A 20,047-nucleotide genomic window follows, 5' to 3' on the forward strand; every position below is an offset into this window, starting at 1 on the left:
TCGAATACATGTTCGATATCCGTGAGTCAACACCTACCCTCTGACAACCGTCAAGCAACGTGAGGGGCTGCTTATGCAGTCGATACAGATGGGGCAAATGGTGTTGCTGTGAAGCCGGACGGGCCGTCGAGCCGCCTACTCCCACTCGATGGTGCCGGGCGGTTTGCTGGTGATATCCAGCACCACCCGGTTGACCTCGGTGACCTCGTTGGTGATCCGGGTGGAGATGCGCTCCAGCACGTCGTAGGGCACCCGGGTCCAATCGGCGGTCATGGCGTCTTCGCTGGACACCGGCCGCAGCACGATCGGGTGCCCGTATGTGCGGCCGTCGCCCTGCACGCCCACCGAGCGGATGTCGGCGAGCAGAACCACCGGGCATTGCCAGATCTGGTTGTCCAGGCCCGCCGCAGTCAGCTCCTCGCGAGCGATCGCGTCGGCACGCCGCAGGGTTTCCAGTCGCGCTGCGGTGACCTCGCCGACGATCCGAATCGCCAGGCCGGGGCCCGGAAACGGCTGGCGCGCAACGATTTCCTCCGGCAGCCCTAACTCACGTCCGACCGCGCGTACCTCGTCCTTGAACAGCAGGCGCAGCGGTTCGACGAGTTTGAACTTCAGATCGCCGGGCAGTCCGCCGACATTGTGGTGGCTTTTGATGTTCGCCGCACCGGTCCCGCCGCCGGACTCCACCACGTCCGGATATAACGTGCCCTGCACCAAAAACTCAATGTCTTTTCGGGGGCTTTTGGCCCCTATGACATCTCGCACTGCTCCTTCGAACGCGCGGATAAACTGGCGGCCGATGATCTTGCGCTTGCCTTCGGGATTGGTCACCCCCGACAGCGCGTCGAGGAATGTCTGCGCGGCGTCGACGGTGACCAAGTTGGCCCCGGTGGCGGCGACGAAGTCGCGCTGCACCTGCGCCCGCTCGCCCGCGCGCAACAGCCCGTGATCGACGAAGACACACGTCAGCCGATCACCGATCGCGCGCTGCACCAGCGCTGCAGCCACCGCGGAGTCCACCCCACCGGACAGCCCACATATCGCGTGGCCGTCGCCGATCTGCTCACGTACCTGCTCGACCAGCGCCCCGGCGATGTTGGCCGGCGTCCAATCCGCGCCGATGCCGGCGAAGTCATGCAGGAACCGGCTGAGCACCTTCTGCCCGTGCGGGGTGTGCATCACTTCCGGGTGGTACTGCACGCCGGCCAGTCGCCGGGTTCGATTCTCGAAGCCCGCCACCGGAGAACTGACGCTGGTGGCCACCACGTCGAATCCCTCCGGCGCGGTGGTGACGGCGTCGCGGTGACTCATCCACACCGGCTGTGTCTCCGGAAGTCCCGAATGTAATTCCCCGCCAAGCACTTTCAGTTCGGTCCGGCCGTATTCACTGGTGCCAGTGGGCGCGACGGTGCCGCCGAGTGTCTGCGCCATGGCCTGAAATCCGTAGCAGATACCGAACACGGGCACACCCAGATCGAATACCGCCGGGTCCAGCTGGGGCGCACCGTCGGCGTATACGCTCGCCGGCCCGCCGGAGAGCACCAGGGCCTGCGGGTCGCGGGCCTTGATCTCATCGACCGAGGCGGTATGCGGAATCACCTCGGAATACACCCTGGCCTCGCGGACTCGGCGGGCAATCAACTGGGCATACTGCGCGCCGAAATCGACGACCAGCACGGGACGAGGTGATGCTGACTCCACCGGTTCAGTCTAGATGTCGTGATTGGCCCGGGCGGTGCCGTCGCCCCGCGTCACAGCGAGAAGGCCTTGCGCAGTGTCTCGATCGCATCGGTCTCGCCTTCGAAGTTGATCCGCCGCTGCGCCGCCCGGCGTTTGGCGTCGGTGGATGCGAAGCGTGCGGCGACGAGATCCGCCGCGCTGGCGGTAACCGTCACTGCGGGTTCACCTCGGGCGGCCGCGAGATGGCCGTCCTGCACCGCGAATTCGAAACGACGACCGTCGATGTCGACACGGTATGACGCGGTCACCCCGGCAACGCTGGTCGCGTTCCCACCCAGCAGGATTCCGGCGAGAAATCCGCTCAACGGCGTTATCGGTACGTCGTCGACGAGGCCGCCTTGGTTCAGGCCGAACAACGCGATGCTGCGCAGTACCGGTGGCACCAGCTTCCAGCCGTCATCGCTGAGGGTGTAGACGGTACGGGCGATCGGCGGCGGCAATTCTTCGCGGTCGACGAGCCCCGCGCTTTCCAGTTCCTTGAGCCGCTCGGCGAGCAGGTTGGTGGCAATGCCCGGCAGTTCGGCACGCAGATCGCTGTACCGGCGCGGCCCCCCGAGCAACTCGCGCAGGATCAGCAGTGTCCACCGCTCACCGAGGATGTCGAGCCCCTTGGCGATCGGACAGTTCTGGTTGTAGCTCTTGCGAGCGGACATAGACCCATCCTACCAGGGGTTAGATATCTTCTTCAATCTATTACTTGAGAAACTTGTCTAGTAAGTTTAGTGTCCTTCCCATGCGTACCGAACCGATATTCCGTGGCTACCCGATTTCCGCGCTTGCCGTCATCTGCCTGTCCGTCTTCGTCATCAGCGTCGACGCCACGATCGTCAACGTCGCACTGCCTACGCTGTCGCGCGACCTGGGTGCCAACACTGCGCAATTGCAGTGGATCGTCGACGCGTACACGCTGGTGATGGCCGGCCTCCTGCTCTCAGTCGGCAGCCTCAGTGACCGCTACGGCCGGCGTGGCTGGCTCAGTTCCGGGCTGGCGCTGTTCGCGATCACCTCTGCTGTTGCGGCGCAGGTGAATTCGGCTGACGCGCTCATCGCGGCGCGCGCCGCCATGGGCGTCGGTGCCGCCGTGATCTTCCCGACAACCCTGGCGTTGATCACCAACATCTTCGCCGACCCGATCGCTCGCGCGAAGGCCATCGGCCTGTGGGCGGCGATGGTGGGTGTCGGGGTGGCAGCCGGGCCGATCACCGGCGGCTGGCTGCTCGAACACTTCTGGTGGGGTTCGATCTTTCTTGTCAACGTCCCGGTCGCCGCGCTGGCCATCTTCGGCGGAATGCTGTTCGTTCCCACCTCGCGCGACCCGGCAACCCCGCCCGTCGACGTCCCCGGTTTGATCTTGTCCGCCGTCGGGGTGACAACGCTGGTCTATACCGTTATCGAAGCACCCGGCTGGGGATGGGGCAGCGTACGAACCGGGACCGGCTTCGCCCTTGCTGCAGTTGTTCTCGCCGGGTTCGCGCTGTGGGAGCGACGCAGCACGCACCCGATGCTGGACGTGTCGGTGTTCGTCAACCGTCGATTCTCGGGCGGTAGCCTGGCCGTGACCGCGGGTTTCCTGACCTTGTTCGGATTCATCTTCGTCATCACTCAGTACTTCCAATTCATCAAGGACTACAGCGCATTCGAGACAGGTGTTCGGCTGCTGCCGGTGGCCATCTCGATCGCGCTGGCGAGTGTGGTCGGGCCGCGAATGGTCGAACGTGTCGGCACCACAGCGGTCGTCGCTGTCGGTCTCGGTGTGTTCGCAGCGGGCTTGGCGTGGGCGTCCACCGTGGACGCTGGGACGTCCTATAACGAGATCGCCTTGCAAATGGTGCTTCTCGGTGGCGGTCTCGGGCTGACGACGGCACCGGCCACCGAAGCCATCATGGGCTCGCTGAGCGCCGACAAGGCCGGGGTTGGCTCAGCGATCAACGACACCACCCGCGAGCTTGGCGGCACGCTCGGCGTGGCGATCATCGGCAGTGTGTTCGCCTCCCTGTACTCGGGCCGCGTCGGGTCCGCCGCGCCGCTGGCGGCGCTGCCGGCCGATGTCCGGGCAACCATGCAGGCCTCGATTGCCGGCGCTTACAAAGTCATTGGGCAGCTGCCCGCCGGCACCGCAGTCGGGGTCCGCGATGCTGTCAACCACGCATTCCTCGACGGTCTTCAGGTCGGATCGCTGGTGTGTGCCGGCATCGCCGCTGCCGCGGCGATCGTCGTCGCCGTACTACTGCCGGCCAGGGCCCGCAATGCTGTGACGTCCACTCCGACACCAGAGTTCGTGGAGGCGTAACGCGATGAACACGACAGGTAGCACCTATGTCTTGGGCCATGCCGACGTGGAGGTGCAACGGCTGCTCCTGCAAGGGCGGCTCTATAACGACTACACCGAGCACGCACTACGACTAGCGGGCCTGCGCACCGGCATGCGGGTGCTCGACGTCGGCTCCGGCCCCGGTGACGTGTCCTTGATCGCCGCTCGGCTGGTCGGTCCAACAGGATCGGTACTCGGCGTGGACGCGGCACCCGAAATGATCGATCTCGCCCGCACCCGCGCCGCCGAGCAAGGCTTGACTGCAGCACGTTTCGTACCGGGGACCGTCGATGCGATCGCGCTGGACGAACCGGTTGACGCAGTGGTCGGCCGACTGATTTTGATGCACCTGCCCGAACCGGCCGCCACCGTGCGACGCCTGAGCTCGTTGGTGCGCCCAGGCGGTGTGATGGTGTTCTCCGAGAACGACATCACCCGAGTGAGCACCGTTCCGGATATGGCGCTGTTCCGCCAGGTGTCTGAGGGCATCGCCCGTTCGTTCGAGGCGATGGGGCTCAGCGCACAGTTCGGCACCACCCTGCCTACCGTCTTTCGGGATGCCGGTCTGGGAACGCCGCAACTGGTCCTGAGCGCGCCGGTCGGAACCGCCGCCGACACCGACATCTTGGCCTACGCCACGGAAGTGTGGCGATTGGTCTACCCAACCGCACAACAGCTGGGTATCACCGTCGGTGACCTAGCCGACGTCGACGCCATGCTGCCGCGCTTCCGCGAGGAGGCGGCTGCCGTCGACGCCGTCATCACGATGCCTCCTATCATCACTGCGTGGGCTCGGGTGCCCTAAACTCCGGCACATCAGCGCCTTCATCCCGCACCAACGTCGCCGGCACGCCTGGGCAGCTACAGCGCTCGCCCTGCTGTGCGTGATGCCGGCCACCGCCGGATGCAGCGGGCCAACCGTGATCGAAGGCCGCGCCGCGTCGATGTTGGACGACCCCAACCGCGTTGCCGGCCTGCCCGCGACCGGTGGCCCCAACGGCATCCGCCCGGGCGCACCCGCGCCCGAGGGCGATGTCGAAAACACCGACGGCAGCGACAATGATCGACTATCACTGTTGGCGATCAACGATATTCAAGATTTCTGGGTAGCCACTTTCCCCCAGTACTTCTCCGGCGACTACACGCCGGTCGCCATCATGTTTTCCTACGACTCGACGAATCCGGCAAGCCCGGGCGTGTGCGGCAGGTCCAGCACCTATGACTTCTCCAACGCGATGTACTGCGGCCTCGATGACACTGTGGCCTGGGATCGCGGCTCGCTGATTCCCGCGGCCCGCAAGTACTTCGGCGACATCTCCGTGCCGGGGCTGCTCGCGCACGAGCTCGGTCACGCAGTCCAGACCAAAGCGAATCTGGTCAGACTGTGGACACGCACGATCGTCAAGGAACAACAGGCCGACTGCTTTGCCGGGGTGTATCTGCGCTGGGTCGCCGAGGGCCACTCGCCGCGGTTCACCATGAACACCACCGACGGGCTCGACCGCGTACTTGCCGGCGGAATCACGGTGCGCGACCCTGTCGACGAATCCCTGAACGCCCATGGAGCCCACGGATCTGCGCTCGATCGTGTGGGTGCATTCCAAGAAGGTTTCGACGGCGACGCCAACACGTGCGCAGCCATCGACATGGACGAAATAGACCGTCGCCGTTCGGGTTTACCCAAGGGGTTGCAATACGACCCGACCAGTGAATCCGAGCCGGGCGAAATGGCCATCGACAACGGTTCGCTGGCAACTCTGATGGAAATCCTCGGGCAGATCTTCCAACCGGCCAGTGCACCGACCCTTTCGGCCGGCGGCGACGCCACATGCCCCGATGCGCGACCCAGTCCACCGGCCTCCTACTGCCCCGCCACCAACACCATCACCGTCGATCTGGCCGGGCTGCAGCGGATAGGTGCCTACACCGACCAGCAGAGCGGCCAACTGCTGCAAGGTGACGACACCGCGTTCTCCGTGGTGACCTCGCGCTACATGCTTGCCGCGCAACACCAGCGCGGTCTTTCGCTGTCCGGCGACGCGGCGGCGCTGCGCACCGCGTGCCTGACCGGCGTCGCTCAGCGAAACATGGCTGAGCCGATCGCCGTGCCGTCGGGACACACCATGGTGCTCACCGCCGGCGACCTCGACGAGGCGATATCGGGTCTGCTCACCAATCACCTGGTGGCCAGCGACGTCAACGGCGACACCGTCCCGGCCGGCTTCACCCGGATCTTCGCGTTCCGGTCCGGCCTGTACAGCGACGCCGACCAGTGCTATGAGAGGTTCCGATGAACCGCCCGGACGATCCTCGGGCGCGCCGCGGGTGGCAGCAACCCAGGATTCCCCGTGACGACCCCGGCCCGACACAGCCGTGGCGCCGTCCGCCGCGCGCCCCGACGCCGCGGTACGGTCAGCCTCCTGGCCGCTACCGTCCACCACCGCGACCGCCGGTACCTTCTCGCCATCAGCGGCCGACCTCTCGGCCACCACGGGTCGCCGCGCCGCCACCGGCCCGGCGCCAGCAGACCGATCCGGTCGTGGTCCGAGGGCTGCTGGTCGGCGCCGGAGTTGCGCTGGTGCTGGTCATGGCGGTGGTACTGCTCAGCGGCGTCGTACCGCTGGGTGTCGGGGGCGGCAAGGTCCTCGATGTGGCCAAGGTTCAAGTCGGCGTCCTGCGGATCCTGTCCGATCCCGCCAGCGGCTACGGCGCCAACACCGTCACCAACGTCAGCTGCAACGACGGCCGTAATCCCAACGCCGCCAAGGGCACGACGTTCACCTGCCGCCTCACCGTCAACGGCGCCCAACGCGAGGTGACCGTCGTGGTGTCCGACGATGACGGCACCTACGAAGTCGGCCGGCCCCGTTGACATCGCACGGAGGCAATCGCAAAAAGCTGACGGCCCGGCGACCGACATGGTGAAGTGGTATCGCCGAACTGAAAGGGGACTGCCGTGCTGGGTCTGCCGGACAAGGTACAGGCATGTTTGTTCGATCTCGACGGTGTGCTGACCGACACCGCAAGCGTGCACACGAAGGCCTGGAAAACCATGTTCGACGCGTACTTGAAGCAGCGAGCGGAGCGCACCGGTGAAAAGTTCGTTCCGTTCGACCCGGCCTCGGACTACCGGCAGTACGTGGACGGTAAGAAACGCGAAGACGGCGTCCGGTCCTTTCTGAAAAGCCGCGGCATCGAGCTGCCCGAGGGCAGCGACGACGATCCGCCCGACGCCGAGACGGTGCACGGCCTGGGCAACCGGAAAAACGACGCGTTCCAGCAGACGCTGCACAACGACGGCGTCGAGGTGTTCGACGGGTCGCGGCGCTATCTGCAGGCAGTCACCGACGCTGGCCTCAAGGTGGCCGTGGTGTCCTCGAGCGCAAATACCCGCGATGTGCTCGAAATCACCGGCCTCGACCGGTTCGTCCAACAGCGCGTCGACGGTGTGACGCTGCGCGAGGAAAACATCGCCGGCAAGCCCGCACCCGACTCGTTTCTGCGGGCTGCGCAGCTGCTACAAGTCGAGCCGAGCGCCGCAGCGGTTTTCGAGGACGCCCTGTCGGGGGTGGCCGCGGGCCGGGCCGGTAACTTCGGGTTCGTGGTTGGCGTCGACCGGGTGGGACAGGCCGACGAATTGCGCAGCCACGGCGCCGACGTCGTCGTCACCGATCTCGCCGAACTGCTTAGGACACAATCATGATCACTGAGGAAGCCTTCCCGATCGAGCCCTGGCAGGTGCGTGAAACCCGGCTCGACTTGAACGTGTTGGCCCAATCGGAGTCGCTGTTCGCCCTGTCCAACGGGCACATCGGCCTGCGCGGCAACCTCGACGAAGGAGAGCCGCACGGCCTGCCGGGCACCTACCTGAACTCGTTCTACGAAGTCCGCCCGCTGCCGTACGCGGAGGCGGGATACGGCTACCCGGAAGCCGGCCAGACCGTCGTCGACGTCACCAACGGCAAGATTCTGCGCCTCATGGTCGACGACGAGTTGTTCGACGTCCGCTACGGCGACCTGCTGCACCACGAGCGGGTTCTCGATATGCGTGCCGGAACACTGCTGCGCCGCGCGCACTGGCGCTCACCGGCAGGCAAGCACATCAAATTGCAGTCGACCCGGTTGGTGTCACTGGTGCAGCGCAGTGTCGCGGCCATCGAGTACATCGTCGAGGCGGTCGACGAGTTCGTCCGCGTGACAGTGCAATCCGAGTTGGTCGCCAATGAGGACCAGCCCAAGACGTCGGCCGATCCACGCGTGGCCGCAGTGCTGGATCACCCGTTGGAAGCCGTCGACCACGAGACCAACACGGATTACCGAGCGGTGCTGATGCATCGGACCCGGGCCAGTGGATTGATGATGGCCGCCGCGATGGACCACGAGATCGACGTGCCCGGGCGCGTCGAGGTCTCCACCGAGACACGCCCAGATTTGGCCCGCACCACGATCATCTGCGGGCTTCGTCCCGGTCAGAAGCTGCGGATCGTCAAGTACCTGGCCTACGGCTGGTCGAGCCTGCGCTCCCGTCCGGCGCTGCGTGACCAGGCCGCCGGCGCCATCGCCGGCGCCCGCTACAGCGGGTGGCAGGGGCTGGTCGATGGGCAGCGGAAATACCTCGACGATTTCTGGGACTCCGCCGACGTCGAGGTCGAGGGCGACCCCGATTCCCAGCAGGCGGTGCGCTTCGGTCTATTTCACCTGTTGCAGGCCAGCGCCCGCGCCGAACAGCGCGCCATCCCCGGCAAAGGGCTCACCGGCACCGGATACGACGGCCACGCCTTTTGGGACACCGAGGGTTTCGTTCTTCCGGTACTCACCTACACCGCGCCGCACGCCGCCGCGGACGCGCTGCGGTGGCGAGCGTCGACGCTGGATTTGGCCAAGGAGCGTGCGGCCGAACTCGGCCTCGCCGGCGCCGCCTTTCCCTGGCGGACCATCCGCGGCCAGGAGTGTTCGGGCTACTGGCCGGCCGGCACCGCGGCCTGGCACATCAACGCCGACATCGCGATGGCGTTCGAGCGGTACCGCATTGTCACCGGCGACAATTCGTTGGAGGAGGAGTGCGGGCTGGCGGTGCTGGTCGAAACGGCCCGGCTGTGGATGTCGATCGGGCACCACGATCGGCACGGCGTGTGGCACCTCGACGGCGTCACCGGCCCCGACGAGTACACCGCCGTGGTGCGCGACAACGTGTTCACGAATCTGATGGCCGCCCACAATCTGCGCGTCGCCGCCGATGCATGCGGCCGCCACCCTCAGGCGGCACACGCGATGGGTGTCACCACCGAGGAGATGGCCTCGTGGCGTGATGCAGCCGATGCCGCCCACATTCCTTACGACGAGGAGCTGGGTGTGCACCAGCAGTGCGAAGGCTTTACCACCTTCGCCGAATGGGACTTCGAGGCAAACCCGACATACCCGCTGCTACTGCACGAGCCCTATGTGCGGCTGTATCCGGCGCAAGTCATCAAACAGGCCGACTTGGTGTTGGCGATGCAGTGGCAGAGCCACGCATTCACCCCCGACCAGAAAGCCCGCAACGTCGACTATTACGAGCGGCGCACGGTGCGCGACTCGTCGCTGTCGGCCTTGACGCAGGCAGTGATGTGTGCCGAGGTAGGACATTTGGACTTGGCCCACGACTACGCCTACGAGGCAGCCCAGATCGACCTACGCGATCTGCACCACAACAGCCGCGACGGTCTGCACATGGCGTCGCTGGCCGGAGCCTGGACCGCGCTGGTCGGCGGATTCGGCGGTCTGCGCGACGACGAAGGCATCCTGTCGCTGGATCCTGCGCTGCCCGACGGCATTTCGTGTCTGCGTTTCCGGTTGCGCTGGCGTGAGTGTCGGCTCACGGTCTGCGTCACCCACACCGACGTCACCTACACGCTGCGCGACGGGCCCAACAGCCAGCTGACGATCCGCCACGCCGGCGAAGATCTCGAGCTGAGCACCCAAGCGCCGGTCACCGTTCCGCTGAAGAAACGGGAACCGCTGCTGCCCGCCCCGGAACAGCCGGTGGGCCGCGAGCCGACACACCGGCGGACCGTCAGGTCCGAGGGACGCCATTTAGCGGCCTCGAGCTGATTCAGCCGGCGGAGCTGACCGGTCCCCTACGGCGCTGCTCATCGGCACTGCGCTCCGCATCGTCGCCGGCGTGCGGCCAGCGCAGCGCGCCCGGCGCGTCGGCGGGCACCACCGGATGCTGCGGGGCGATCGGGTCCAGCCGCCGATAAGGCTCGCCTTGGCGCGGCCGCAGATCGGCTTCGCCCTTGTTGGGCCACAGTGACGCGGCTCGCTCGGCCTGCGCGGCGATGGACAGCGACGGGTTGACTCCGAGGTTCGCCGAGATCGCGGCACCGTCGACCACCAGCAATGTCGGGTAGTTGTACACCCGGTGATAGGGGTCGATCACGCCGTGTTCGGGGCTGTCCCCGATCACCGCACCGCCCAGGAAATGGGCGGTCAGCGGGATGTTGAACAGCTCACCCCAGGTGCCGCCCGCGACCCCGTCGATCTTGGCGGCGATGCGGCGGGTGACCTCGTTGCCGACCGGGATCCAGGTCGGGTTGGGCTCACCGTGACCCTGCTTGCTGACGTAGCGCCGCAGGCCCAGTTTGTTCCGCCGGGTGAACGTGGTGATCGAGTTGTCCAGATGCTGCATCACCAGCGCGATCATCGTGCGCTCGCTCCACCGCCGCGGGTTGAGCAGGCGCAGGGTTCCGCGCGGATCTTCGGCGGCGTTGTGCAGCAACTGTTTCCACCGCGGAACATCGGTGCCCTCGGGGCCGGGGCCGTCGGTCATCAGCGTCTGCAACAGCCCCATAGCGTTGGAGCCCTTGCCGTACCGGACCGGTTCGATATGGGTGTCCGGCGTCGGGTGGATCGACGATGTGATCGCCACCCCGTGGGTCAGGTCCAGATCGGGGCTGACCTTCAGCCGGCCCGCGCCAACGATCGATTCGGAGTTGGTGCGGGTCAGCACACCCAGCTTTTCGGACAGCTTGGGCAGCTTGCCCTTGTCCCGCATTTTGAACAGCAGCTTTTGGGTGTTGTACGTCCCGGCGGCGAGCACCAGATGATTCGCGGTGAAGGTGCGCTTCTTGCGGCGCAGCAAGCGACCGGTGCGCTTGGTGTGAATGTCCCACATGCCGTCCGGTCGCTGCTCGAACCCGGTCACAGTTGTCATCGGATGTACTTGCGTCCCAGCTGATTCCGCGAGACCCAGGTAGTTCTTCACCAACGTGTTCTTTGCGCCGTAACGGCAGCCGGTCATACACGACCCACATTCCAGGCAACCAGTGCGTTCCGGGCCCGCGCCGCCGAAGTAGGGGTCAGGTACCGTCTTGCCGGGCGTCTTGGTGCCGTCCGGGCCGAAGAACACCCCGACCGGCGTCGGCACGAAAGTGTGGCCCACACCCATCTCGTCGGCCACCTCCTTCATGACGCGGTCGGCGTCGGTGAACGTCGGGTTCTGGACCACGCCGAGCATCCGCTGCGCCTGCTGGTAGTGCGGGGTCAGCTCACTGCGCCAATCGGTGATCTGCGACCACTGGCGATCGTTGAAGAACTCGTCCGGCGGTACGTACAGCGTGTTGGCGTAGTTCAGCGATCCGCCACCGACGCCGGCTCCGGCCAAGATCATGCAGTCCTGCAGCAGGTGGATGCGCTGGATGCCGTAGCAGCCCAATTGCGGGGCCCACAGGAACTTGCGCAAGTTCCAGGAGGTCTTGGCGAAGTCCTCGTCGGAGAAGCGACGGCCGGCCTCGAGCACCCCCACGCGATAGCCCTTCTCGGTCAGCCGAAGCGCGGTGACGCTACCCCCGAAGCCCGAACCGATGATCAGAACGTCGTAATCCGGTTTCACTCGGCAAGCCTAGCTCTCAGACGACACGCTTCGAGCGTGAAGCTACGTTCACGCGCCGACGGTCAACCCGACCTTCTGGAATTCCTTGAGGTCGCAGTAGCCGGCCTTGGCCATCGACCGGCGCAGGCCGCCGACTAGGTTCAGCGAGCCGAACGGGTCGTCGGACGGGCCGTTGAGCACCCGCTGCAGCGGCGCCCGTTCGCCGACCGCGACTTGCAGCAGCGCGCCGCGCGGCAGCGACGGGTGCGCCGCCGCGGCGGGCCAGAACCATCCGTCGCCAAGCGCCTCGGCCGCCTCGGCCAGCGGCGTGCCCAACACCACCGCGTCGGCACCGCAGGCGATGGCCTTGGCGAGGTCGCCCGAGGTGTGGATATCGCCGTCGGCCAGCACATGCACGTAGCGGCCACCGGTTTCGTCGAGGTATTCCCGGCGGGCGGCGGCAGCGTCGGCGATCGCGGTAGCCATCGGCACGCTGATACCGAGCACCTCGTCGCTGGTGGTCACGCCCTGGGTCGAGCCGTAGCCGACGATGACGCCGGCGGCGCCGGTGCGCATCAGGTGCAGCGCGGTCCGATGGTCGAGGACCCCGCCGGCCACCACCGGCACGTCGAGCTCGGAGATGAACGTCTTGAGGTTGAGCGGCTCACCGTCCTGAGCCACGCGTTCGGCCGACACGATGCTGCCCTGGATGACTAGCAGGTCGATACCGGCAGCGACCAGCGCCGGCGTCAGTGCCTGCGCATTTTGCGGGCTGACCCGCACCGCGGTGATCACTCCGGCCTCGCGGATGCGGGCCACCGCGGCGCCCAGCAGATCGGGATCCAGCGGGGCGGCGTGGAACTGCTGCAGCAGCCGGATGGCCGCGGAGGGTTCGGGTTCCTTGGCCGCCGCTTCGACGACCTGCGCGATCTTGGCCTGCACGTCGTGGTGCCGCCCGATCAGTCCCTCGCCGTTGAGCACCCCCAGGCCGCCGAGCCGGCCGAGCTCGATGGCGAATTCCGGCGACACCAGGGCATCGGTCGGGTGAGCGATGACGGGGATCTCGAATCGGTAGGCATCCAGCTGCCACGCCGTCGACACGTCCTGCGAGGAGCGGGTGCGACGCGACGGCACGATGTTGATGTCGTCGAGTTCGTAGGTACGCCGCGCCGTACGCCCCATGCCGATCTCGACCATGTCTCGCATCAGCGACCCGTTCACCGCGCGTAGTAATTCGGGGCTTCGACAGTCATGGTGATGTCATGCGGGTGGCTTTCCTTCAAGCCCGCGGCGGTGATCCGGACGAACTGGGCCTGCTGCAGGTCCTCGATGGTGGCGGACCCGGTGTAGCCCATCGCGGCGCGCAGCCCGCCGGTGAGCTGGTGGATCACCGACGACAACGGCCCCCGGAAGGGCACCCGGCCCTCGATGCCCTCCGGAACGAGCTTGTCTTCGCTTAATGCGTCGTCGGCGAAGTAGCGGTCCTTGGAGTACGACTTCCCGCCGCCTCCAGAGCCTCTGCCCTGCATGGCGGCCAGCGACCCCATACCGCGATAGCTCTTGAACTGCTTGCCGTTGACGAAGATCAAGTCCCCAGGCGACTCGGCGGTGCCCGCCAGCAATGAACCGAGCATCGTCGTCGAGGCGCCGGCGGCCAGCGCCTTGGCGATGTCGCCGGAGTACTGCAGCCCGCCGTCGGCGATGACCGGCACACCGGCCGGGCCGCAGACCGCGACGGCCTCCAAGATTGCGGTGATCTGAGGTGCTCCCACGCCGGCGACGACGCGCGTGGTGCAGATCGATCCCGGGCCGACGCCCACTTTCACCGCGTCCGCGCCCGCGGCGACCAACGCGGCGGCTCCCGCCCGGGTAGCGACGTTGCCGCCGACCACCTCGACCCGGTCACCCAGTTCGGCCTTGAGCCGGCTGACCATGTCCAGGACCAGGCGGTTGTGCGCGTGCGCGGTGTCGACGACCAGCACGTCGACGCCGGCGTCGACCAGCGTCATGGCGCGCACCCACGCGTCTTCGCCTACCCCGACCGCCGCACCGACCAACAGCCGGCCGTCGTTGTCCTTGGTGGCCAGCGGGAACTGCTCGGTCTTGACAAAGTCCTTGACGGTGATCAGGCCGGTCAGGCGCCCACGACCATCCACGATGGGCAGCTTCTCGATCTTGTTGCGACGGAGCAGGCCCAGCGCCGCGTCCGCGCTGACACCTTCTTGCGCGGTGATCAGCGGGGCTTTGGTCATCACCTCGGAGACGGGCTTGGACTGGTCCACCTCGAACCGCATGTCCCGGTTGGTGATGATGCCGACCAAGGCGCCGTCGTCGTCGACGACCGGCAAGCCGGAGATCCGGAACCGGGCACACAGCGCGTCGACCTGAGCGAGCGTGTTGTCCGGGCGGCAGGTGACCGGGTCGGTGACCATGCCGGCTTCCGACCGCTTGACGGTCTCGACCTGCCCGGCCTGCTCGGTGACGGCCAGGTTGCGATGCAGTACGCCCATCCCGCCGGCGCGGGCCATCGCGATCGCCATCCGTGCTTCGGTGACGGTGTCCATCGCCGAGCTGACCAGCGGCACCTTGAGCCGGATCTTTTTGGTCAGCTGGCTGGAGGTGTCGGCGGTTGCGGGCACCACGTCGGAAGCGGCGGGCAGCAGCAACACGTCGTCGAAGGTCAGCCCCAGCATCGCGACCTTGTGAGGATCGTCACCTCCGGTCGGCACAGCCTCCTCAGGCAGGCCACCGATCCGCGGGTACGAGCTGACAATCAGGTCGTCGCTGCCTTCAAGATGGGACAAGCCGGAAGACATCGCTGGACCCTCCAAACACAGGCGGAGTGAGAAGCCCATCCTATCGGCTCAGCCGACACCGGGTGACATCCGCGCCGTCGGGTAACGCTCCTGATCAACCGCTAGCGCAATGACAGCACGGCTGCGTAATGTGGAGGCGTGCGCGACTACCTTCCACCGGGTTTGCCGCCCGATCCATTTGCCGACGACCCGTGCGACCCGTCGGCCGCCCTGGAAGCCGTCGAGCCGGGTCCCCCGCTGGACGCCCAGGAGCGGATGGCGGTCGAGGCTGACCTGGCCGACCTGGCCGTGTACGAGGCTTTGTTGGCGCACAAGGGTATTCGCGGTCTCGTGGTGTGCTGCGACGAATGCCAGCAGGACCACTATCACGACTGGGATATGTTGCGCGCCAACCTGTTGCAGCTGCTAGTCGACGGCACGGTGCGGCCGCACGAGCCGGCCTATGACCCGGAACCGGACGCCTACGTCACCTGGGATTACTGCCGCGGCTACGCCGACGCTTCGCTCAACGAGGCGACGTCCGACACCGAGGGGTTCGGCCGTCGCTGAGCGGCCCTAATCGTCGTCAACAGAAGCAATTTCGGCTGTTTGAATCACGTACGCCAGACGCCCCCGGCGCGGCGAACTCGTTCGGCGCACTGGTCGCGCAGGTCGACAAGCTCTTCCGCTGTGCACGTTGCGCTCCCGAGGTCGACCAGCATGCAGGCGACCGCCCACCGCAACGGCACCAGCGCTAACGCGCCGGTGGCCGCCAGCGCCGCGTCACCGACCGCCCGCGCTCGATCGAGCTTGCCGGCGCTGCAGAGCGCAGCGGCCAGCACCACATCACTTTTGACGCGATGGCGCGCCGACATCAACCCGTCGGCCAACTCCGCCGCGCTTTCGGCGTGCCGCACAGCGGTTGCGCCGTCGTCGGACGCCATTGCCAGCTCGGCGGCCACCCACGCCCGTCGCACCCGCAGCCGTAAAGGCGCCTCGGCCGCCAGCGGCTCCGCGCGAGCCAACAACGTTGCGGAAGCGGCCAAGCGGCCGACGCCCAGCGCGTCGGCGGCCAGCCCGATCAGAGCATCGGCGCCTGCCTCGGGGTCGCCGTCGGCCAGGGCCAACGCCCGACCGTCCCAACCGCGGGCCAGCGTGTGCCAGCCCAGCTGACGCAGAAAAGAGCCCTGGGTGCTGTGTGCCAGCGAGGCGAGCCGACCGCTTGGCGCGCAGCGAAGTAGCGTTGTCAGGTCCTTGCGGGCGCTGCCGTAGCGGCCCTGGCCGCCGGCTGCCACCGCGCGCAGCCAGAGCTGGTGCGGTGTGGTTGCGGTCGGCAACGGCCAACGGCCGGGCTCGTCCGCGAACGCCGCTGCGTTCAGGGCTGCCTGGGTCGTCGGGTCCGACTCGATATCGATCACCGTGATCATTAGTTAAAAGTTCATGGTCTCTCCGTTACGGCGATATTAACCAGCGCGATGGCGTTAATAATTGCGGCTCCTGCGTTGTCCGGTTGCGAGCAGCGAAATCTCGGCATTCAGCGAGTTCGCCGTATCACAGCGGGCCCATGGCAATTGCATCTCAGCGATGAACGCAAAGTAAATTCTGAAGGCGCAGCGGGGTATTCAGTCACTGCGACCAATGTTGACGGAATTTCGTTTGCGCCCCTACCTTTATGACTACGGGAAGTCATCGGCGACCCCGCTTCGATTCGGTTGGCGACTTGAGCCTTCGCGAACTGGCCGTCACACCGGGCGCAGAGAGGGATTTCCATGCCACAGCCGGAGCAACTACCAGGGCCCAACGCCGATGTCTGGGAATGGCAACTACAGGGACTATGCCGAGGTGTGGATTCCTCGGTGTTTTTCCACCCCGACGGCGAACGCGGCCGGGCGCGCATGCAACGCGAGCGGCGCGCCAAGGAGATGTGCCGCCGCTGCCCGGTCATCGAACCGTGCCGCACTTATGCACTGGAGGTCGGTGAACCGTACGGCATCTGGGGTGGCTTGTCAGAAAGCGAGCGCGACATGCTGCTCAAGCGCGACTTCGGTCGCGGCCGCGGGATTCGCCGTACCGCGTAAAAGGCGACCGCGGTTTCGGTGCCGACCACGCCAGGTCAGGCTTAGCATCACGGCACGGCCCTCACGTGGTCGACGATGAGCCTCGTCGGGAGGACGGCACTATGAGCTCCCAATCGATGCCCCGTCAACCGGTCCAACACGACGGCATGCGCGTTCCGGACTACCTGGCCCACTGGGTGGTCAAGACGGCGCGGAGCAAACAGATGATCGCGTGGTACCAGACGGTCTTTGGCGCCCGCATCGTGCATGAGGACCGAAAAATTGCGTTCTTGACCTGGGACGCCGAAAGCCATCGTCTTGCGCTGATCAAGCTGCCCGGGGTGCTGCGCTACCTGTTCCCGTTCTCGCGGTGGCGCCGTAAGTTCTACGGCATCGACCATCTGGGTCTGGGCTTCAAGTCCCTGGATCATCTGCTGTCGACGTACGAGCGGCTCAAAGAGGTTGGAATCACACCGGTTTGGTCGATAAATCACGGTCCGACCACCTCGCTGTACTACGAGGATCCGGACGGCAGCCGATTGGAGTTCCAAACCGAGAACTTCCCTACCGGCCAGGCCACCGCAGACTACTTTCGCGGCAGCGCATTCGCAGCGAACCCCATCGGGGTCACCTTCGACCCCGACTACCTGCTCGAGCGGCTGCGCGCCGGCGCCGATCCTGCCGAGCTGCTCCAGCAGGGCGCCGGCACCCGCCCGGGCACCACTGCTCGGGCCAACAAACGAGCCCTCACCTGGAAAACGCTCTGACCGGTTGACGGATACGCAAGTTTTTACCCAACACCACAACTAGCATCCAAAACGTCAGAGCCGGCTGGAGAAACCAGGAGGTGGCAGTGTGCGTAAACAGCTTCTAGCCGGAGTTGCGGTCGCGGCGGGGCTCATTGGCAGCGTTATCGGCGCACCGTCGGCTCACGCTGACGAGCAAGCATTCCTCAACGAACTTCGGTCCAACGGCTTCCCGGGTTTGACTTTTGCGGGCCAGCAGATGCCCGACGGCGCTGTGGTGGCACAAGGTTATATGGCTTGCAACCGGCTGCATTTGGGCGAGTCACCTGACCAGTTGATTGCACAGGTGAACCCCAATGATGCCGGTATCGGCCGAATGATCGTACAGGCTGCGCAACATCATCTGTGTCCCGATACACTCTGACGGTCGGCTAAACATGTTGCAGCACAACCAGTAAATGTCTTTCACCGGCGAAGCTTCGCGTCGTGAGATCTCCCATCAAGCGGATCGCGCTGAGTACCGGCGGCGGTGACGCGCCGGGACTCAACGCCGTCATCCGCGCGGCCACACTTGCCGCACGAAATCGCGACTGGGATGTCCTCGGGATCCGCGACGGCTTCAACGGGTTACTGTTCCCCGAGCAATACCCCGACGGTGGCCTGATCCAGCTGACTCGGGACAGGGTTCGCGGCATCGTCCACCTCGGTGGCACGATCATCGGCACCACCAATATTGGCAACCCGATTGCGTATCCGGTCCAACAAAGCGATGGCACCTGGATAGAGGTTGATCGAAGCGAGGAGCTGCTCGCCCGCTTCGAGGAGCACCGAATCGACGCGTTGATCACGATCGGTGGCGACGGAACGATGGGGATTGCGCGCCACCTGCACGAGGCCGGGCTGCGTGTAGTCGGTGTTCCCAAGACGATCGACAACGATCTGGATAAAACGGTGGCGACGTTCGGCTTTGACAGCGCTGTCGAATTCGCCTCGGAATGCATCGACCGGTTGTTCTCCACCGCGGCGTCGCACGGCCGAATCATCGTGGTGGAAGTGATGGGTCGCTACGCGGGATGGATCGCCTTGAATGCCGGCATGGCGTCTGGCGCCCACGTGATCCTGATCCCCGAGATCCCGTACCGCCTTGAGCCGGTGAGCGCCTTGATCACCGAACGCGCACGCCGCGGCGCGAAGTTCTCCATCGTCTGCGTCGCCGAGGGTGCCCGGCCGGTCGGCGGTGAGGTGTCGATCGTGGGCAAGGCGGTAGGGCAGGCCGAACGCCTTGGCGGTGTCGGCGCCAAGCTCACCGCCGAACTCGCGCAGATGACTGGCCGCGAGGCACGCACGGTCGTGCTCGGCCACCTGTTGCGGGGCGGTTCGCCGACCTCGTTCGACCGGTTGCTCGGTCTGCGCTTCGGCGCCGCGGCCGTGCGGGCCCTCGACGCCGGACACAACGGTGTGATGGTGGCTCTCGACCCGCCGACGGTGAATTATGTGCCGCTGGCCGAGGCCACCCACCGACAAAAGACGGTCCCGCTTGACTGCGACTCGATACTGACCGCCCGCGATATGGGGATCTGCTTGGGCGACGAAATGCCCACGCACACCGCGATCGGACCGTGACCGCGTCGCTGCCTGTTACGCGGCCTCTTTCATCAGCTCCCCCGCGTCCAGGGTCGGGTCACCCTTGCGCCAGTTGCAGGCACACAGTTCGTCGGACTGCAGTGCATCGAGCACCCGCAGCACCTCATCGACATTGCGTCCCACGGATCCGGCGGTCGCCGAGACAAATTGGATCTCGTTGTTGGGGTCAACGATGAAAGTGACACGATCAGCGACACCTTCAGCATTCAGCGCCCCAGTTGCTTGGACCAGCTGGCGCTTGATGTCCGAAAGCATCGGAAACGGCACCGTCTTGAGGTCTTCGTTGCGTACGCGCCACTGGAAGTGTGCGAACTCGCTGTCCACCGACACACCCAGGATCTGAGCGTCTCGATCTTCGAACTCGTCGTTCAGCTTGGCGAATGCGGCGATCTCCGTGGGGCATACGAAAGTGAAGTCTTTCGGCCAGAAGAACACCACGCGCCACTTGCCCGGGTAGTCGTCGCTGGAAATGGTGGTGAAATAGTCCTCCGGTTGGTTGGCGTCGACTTTAGACAGATCTCCGCCGACCAATGCGGTGAGTTGGTAGGACGGGAACTGGTCGCCTATCGATAGCAGTGACATATCAACTCCTTAAGTCGATTCCACCAGCTGAGTGGAGGGCTCCTCCTTCTGCTTCCCACCGCTGCAACGCGATGAGGTCGGGGCGAGAATCTTTGGTGTCGCGCTTCCTTTGACCGAGCAGTTCCGCGGGTGCGGTCTCGTCGTATTCAATGGTCGTTGTCATGTGTTGGCTTCCTGACTCCAAAGACTTTCGAACGCTCTACAAGCTCCATGGTGGTATGGATTACGACGGCCGTCTTGTCACAACGTGACAAGGTGACCGTCGGCGTTTGTGGCACGGGCATAGATCAACGCGGCGTCATTTCAATGGATGGGTTGACGAA

18 protein-coding genes are annotated in these 20,047 nt (G+C 65.7%); 11 read left to right on the plus strand and 7 right to left on the minus strand.

Annotated features, from left to right (window positions below; translation table 11 throughout):
* Window positions 1-135 precede the first annotated feature (135 nt).
* On the minus strand, window positions 136-1,701 hold the full coding sequence (guaA, locus tag MSP7336_RS00655) for a glutamine-hydrolyzing GMP synthase (protein WP_069395348.1): 1,566 nt from the start codon (window positions 1,699-1,701) through the stop codon (window positions 136-138).
* A 50-nt stretch (window positions 1,702-1,751) separates the two neighbouring features.
* Complete coding sequence (locus MSP7336_RS00660; protein WP_069395349.1) at window positions 1,752-2,393, minus strand: winged helix-turn-helix transcriptional regulator; 642 nt, start codon at window positions 2,391-2,393, stop codon at window positions 1,752-1,754.
* An 80-nt stretch (window positions 2,394-2,473) separates the two neighbouring features.
* Between MSP7336_RS00660 and MSP7336_RS00665 the strand changes: the two genes are divergently transcribed.
* From MSP7336_RS00665 to MSP7336_RS00690, 6 genes are all read left to right on the plus strand, one after another.
* Entirely contained in the window at window positions 2,474-4,030 is a 1,557-nt protein-coding gene (locus MSP7336_RS00665; RefSeq protein ID WP_069395350.1) for an MFS transporter, read from the plus strand.
* 4 nt (window positions 4,031-4,034) lie between these two features.
* Window positions 4,035-4,856, plus strand: a complete 822-nt coding sequence (locus MSP7336_RS00670) for a methyltransferase domain-containing protein (RefSeq protein WP_069395351.1) — start codon at window positions 4,035-4,037, stop codon at window positions 4,854-4,856.
* A gap of 82 nt (window positions 4,857-4,938) precedes the next feature.
* Entirely contained in the window at window positions 4,939-6,345 is a 1,407-nt protein-coding gene (locus MSP7336_RS00675) for a neutral zinc metallopeptidase (RefSeq protein ID WP_113962840.1), read from the plus strand.
* The gene (locus tag MSP7336_RS00680) at window positions 6,342-6,923 is read left to right on the plus strand and encodes a DUF4333 domain-containing protein (protein WP_084226377.1); all 582 of its coding nucleotides are present in this window, start codon (window positions 6,342-6,344) and stop codon (window positions 6,921-6,923) included. The genes MSP7336_RS00675 and MSP7336_RS00680 overlap by 4 nt, the downstream gene beginning before the upstream one ends.
* Window positions 6,924-7,007: 84 nt before the next feature.
* On the plus strand, window positions 7,008-7,754 hold the full coding sequence (locus tag MSP7336_RS00685) for a beta-phosphoglucomutase family hydrolase (RefSeq protein ID WP_069395353.1): 747 nt from the start codon (window positions 7,008-7,010) through the stop codon (window positions 7,752-7,754).
* On the plus strand, window positions 7,751-10,141 hold the full coding sequence (locus MSP7336_RS00690; RefSeq protein WP_069395354.1) for a glycoside hydrolase family 65 protein: 2,391 nt from the start codon (window positions 7,751-7,753) through the stop codon (window positions 10,139-10,141). Before MSP7336_RS00685 ends, MSP7336_RS00690 begins: the two co-directional genes overlap by 4 nt.
* A 1-nt stretch (window position 10,142) precedes the next feature.
* Here the strand turns inward: MSP7336_RS00690 and MSP7336_RS00695 are convergent, their stop codons facing one another.
* From MSP7336_RS00695 to guaB, 3 genes are read right to left on the minus strand one after another with little or no spacing between them, the layout of a single operon-like run.
* Window positions 10,143-11,921, minus strand: a complete 1,779-nt coding sequence (locus tag MSP7336_RS00695) for a GMC family oxidoreductase N-terminal domain-containing protein (RefSeq protein ID WP_113962841.1) — start codon at window positions 11,919-11,921, stop codon at window positions 10,143-10,145.
* Between the two features lie 48 nt (window positions 11,922-11,969).
* Window positions 11,970-13,097: a GuaB3 family IMP dehydrogenase-related protein gene (locus MSP7336_RS00700; RefSeq protein WP_113964709.1), complete on the minus strand. Its 1,128-nt coding sequence runs from the start codon at window positions 13,095-13,097 to the stop codon at window positions 11,970-11,972.
* 20 nt (window positions 13,098-13,117) lie between these two features.
* Window positions 13,118-14,716 (minus strand): IMP dehydrogenase, encoded by a 1,599-nt coding sequence (guaB, locus tag MSP7336_RS00705; protein ID WP_069395355.1) that lies wholly within the window; start codon window positions 14,714-14,716, stop codon window positions 13,118-13,120.
* 138 nt (window positions 14,717-14,854) lie between these two features.
* Between guaB and MSP7336_RS00710 the strand changes: the two genes are divergently transcribed.
* Window positions 14,855-15,265 carry a DUF5319 domain-containing protein gene (locus MSP7336_RS00710; protein WP_069395356.1) on the plus strand — a complete coding sequence of 137 codons (411 nt, stop codon included), beginning with the start codon at window positions 14,855-14,857 and terminating at the stop codon, window positions 15,263-15,265.
* A 44-nt stretch (window positions 15,266-15,309) separates the two neighbouring features.
* Here MSP7336_RS00710 and MSP7336_RS00715 read toward each other — a convergent pair whose 3' ends face one another.
* Complete coding sequence (locus MSP7336_RS00715; RefSeq protein ID WP_069395357.1) at window positions 15,310-16,122, minus strand: hypothetical protein; 813 nt, start codon at window positions 16,120-16,122, stop codon at window positions 15,310-15,312.
* Between the two features lie 342 nt (window positions 16,123-16,464).
* Here MSP7336_RS00715 and MSP7336_RS00720 point away from each other — a divergent pair, with 342 nt between their 5' ends.
* The 4 genes from MSP7336_RS00720 to MSP7336_RS00735 all read left to right on the plus strand — a co-directional run bounded on the left by MSP7336_RS00720 (window position 16,465) and on the right by MSP7336_RS00735 (window position 19,121).
* Window positions 16,465-16,773, plus strand: coding sequence for a WhiB family transcriptional regulator (locus tag MSP7336_RS00720; RefSeq protein ID WP_069395358.1), 309 nt, complete (start codon window positions 16,465-16,467; stop codon window positions 16,771-16,773).
* Window positions 16,774-16,874: 101 nt separating this feature from the next.
* On the plus strand, window positions 16,875-17,519 hold the full coding sequence (locus MSP7336_RS00725; RefSeq protein WP_232320981.1) for a VOC family protein: 645 nt from the start codon (window positions 16,875-16,877) through the stop codon (window positions 17,517-17,519).
* Between the two features lie 88 nt (window positions 17,520-17,607).
* A complete protein-coding gene (locus MSP7336_RS00730) occupies window positions 17,608-17,922 on the plus strand; it encodes a DUF732 domain-containing protein (RefSeq protein ID WP_069395359.1) in 315 nt (104 codons plus the stop codon).
* A gap of 62 nt (window positions 17,923-17,984) precedes the next feature.
* Complete coding sequence (locus MSP7336_RS00735) at window positions 17,985-19,121, plus strand: 6-phosphofructokinase (protein WP_069395360.1); 1,137 nt, start codon at window positions 17,985-17,987, stop codon at window positions 19,119-19,121.
* 15 nt (window positions 19,122-19,136) lie between these two features.
* Here the strand turns inward: MSP7336_RS00735 and MSP7336_RS00740 are convergent, their stop codons facing one another.
* On the minus strand, window positions 19,137-19,724 hold the full coding sequence (locus tag MSP7336_RS00740; protein WP_069395361.1) for a peroxiredoxin: 588 nt from the start codon (window positions 19,722-19,724) through the stop codon (window positions 19,137-19,139).
* Window positions 19,725-20,047: the final 323 nt, after the last annotated feature.

Origin of the sequence: Mycobacterium shimoidei (assembly GCF_900417275.1) — a bacterium.
In the GTDB taxonomy this organism is placed as follows: domain Bacteria; phylum Actinomycetota; class Actinomycetes; order Mycobacteriales; family Mycobacteriaceae; genus Mycobacterium; species Mycobacterium shimoidei.

Excerpts from the sequence above, each read along its gene's own strand:
- MSP7336_RS00725 (WP_232320981.1), top strand. The coding sequence starts at position 16,875 with ATGAGCTCCCAATCGATGCCCCGTCAACCGGTCCAACACGACGGCATG.
- MSP7336_RS00670 (WP_069395351.1), top strand. The coding sequence starts at position 4,035 with ATGAACACGACAGGTAGCACCTATGTCTTGGGCCATGCCGACGTGGAG.
- MSP7336_RS00720 (WP_069395358.1), top strand. The coding sequence starts at position 16,465 with ATGCCACAGCCGGAGCAACTACCAGGGCCCAACGCCGATGTCTGGGAA.
- MSP7336_RS00740 (WP_069395361.1), bottom strand. The coding sequence starts at position 19,724 with ATGTCACTGCTATCGATAGGCGACCAGTTCCCGTCCTACCAACTCACC.
- MSP7336_RS00665 (WP_069395350.1), top strand. The coding sequence starts at position 2,474 with ATGCGTACCGAACCGATATTCCGTGGCTACCCGATTTCCGCGCTTGCC.
- guaB (WP_069395355.1), bottom strand. The coding sequence starts at position 14,716 with ATGTCTTCCGGCTTGTCCCATCTTGAAGGCAGCGACGACCTGATTGTC.
- MSP7336_RS00700 (WP_113964709.1), bottom strand. The coding sequence starts at position 13,097 with ATGGTCGAGATCGGCATGGGGCGTACGGCGCGGCGTACCTACGAACTC.
- MSP7336_RS00660 (WP_069395349.1), bottom strand. The coding sequence starts at position 2,393 with ATGTCCGCTCGCAAGAGCTACAACCAGAACTGTCCGATCGCCAAGGGG.
- MSP7336_RS00675 (WP_113962840.1), top strand. The coding sequence starts at position 4,939 with ATGCCGGCCACCGCCGGATGCAGCGGGCCAACCGTGATCGAAGGCCGC.
- MSP7336_RS00680 (WP_084226377.1), top strand. The coding sequence starts at position 6,342 with ATGAACCGCCCGGACGATCCTCGGGCGCGCCGCGGGTGGCAGCAACCC.
- MSP7336_RS00690 (WP_069395354.1), top strand. The coding sequence starts at position 7,751 with ATGATCACTGAGGAAGCCTTCCCGATCGAGCCCTGGCAGGTGCGTGAA.
- MSP7336_RS00715 (WP_069395357.1), bottom strand. The coding sequence starts at position 16,122 with ATGATCACGGTGATCGATATCGAGTCGGACCCGACGACCCAGGCAGCC.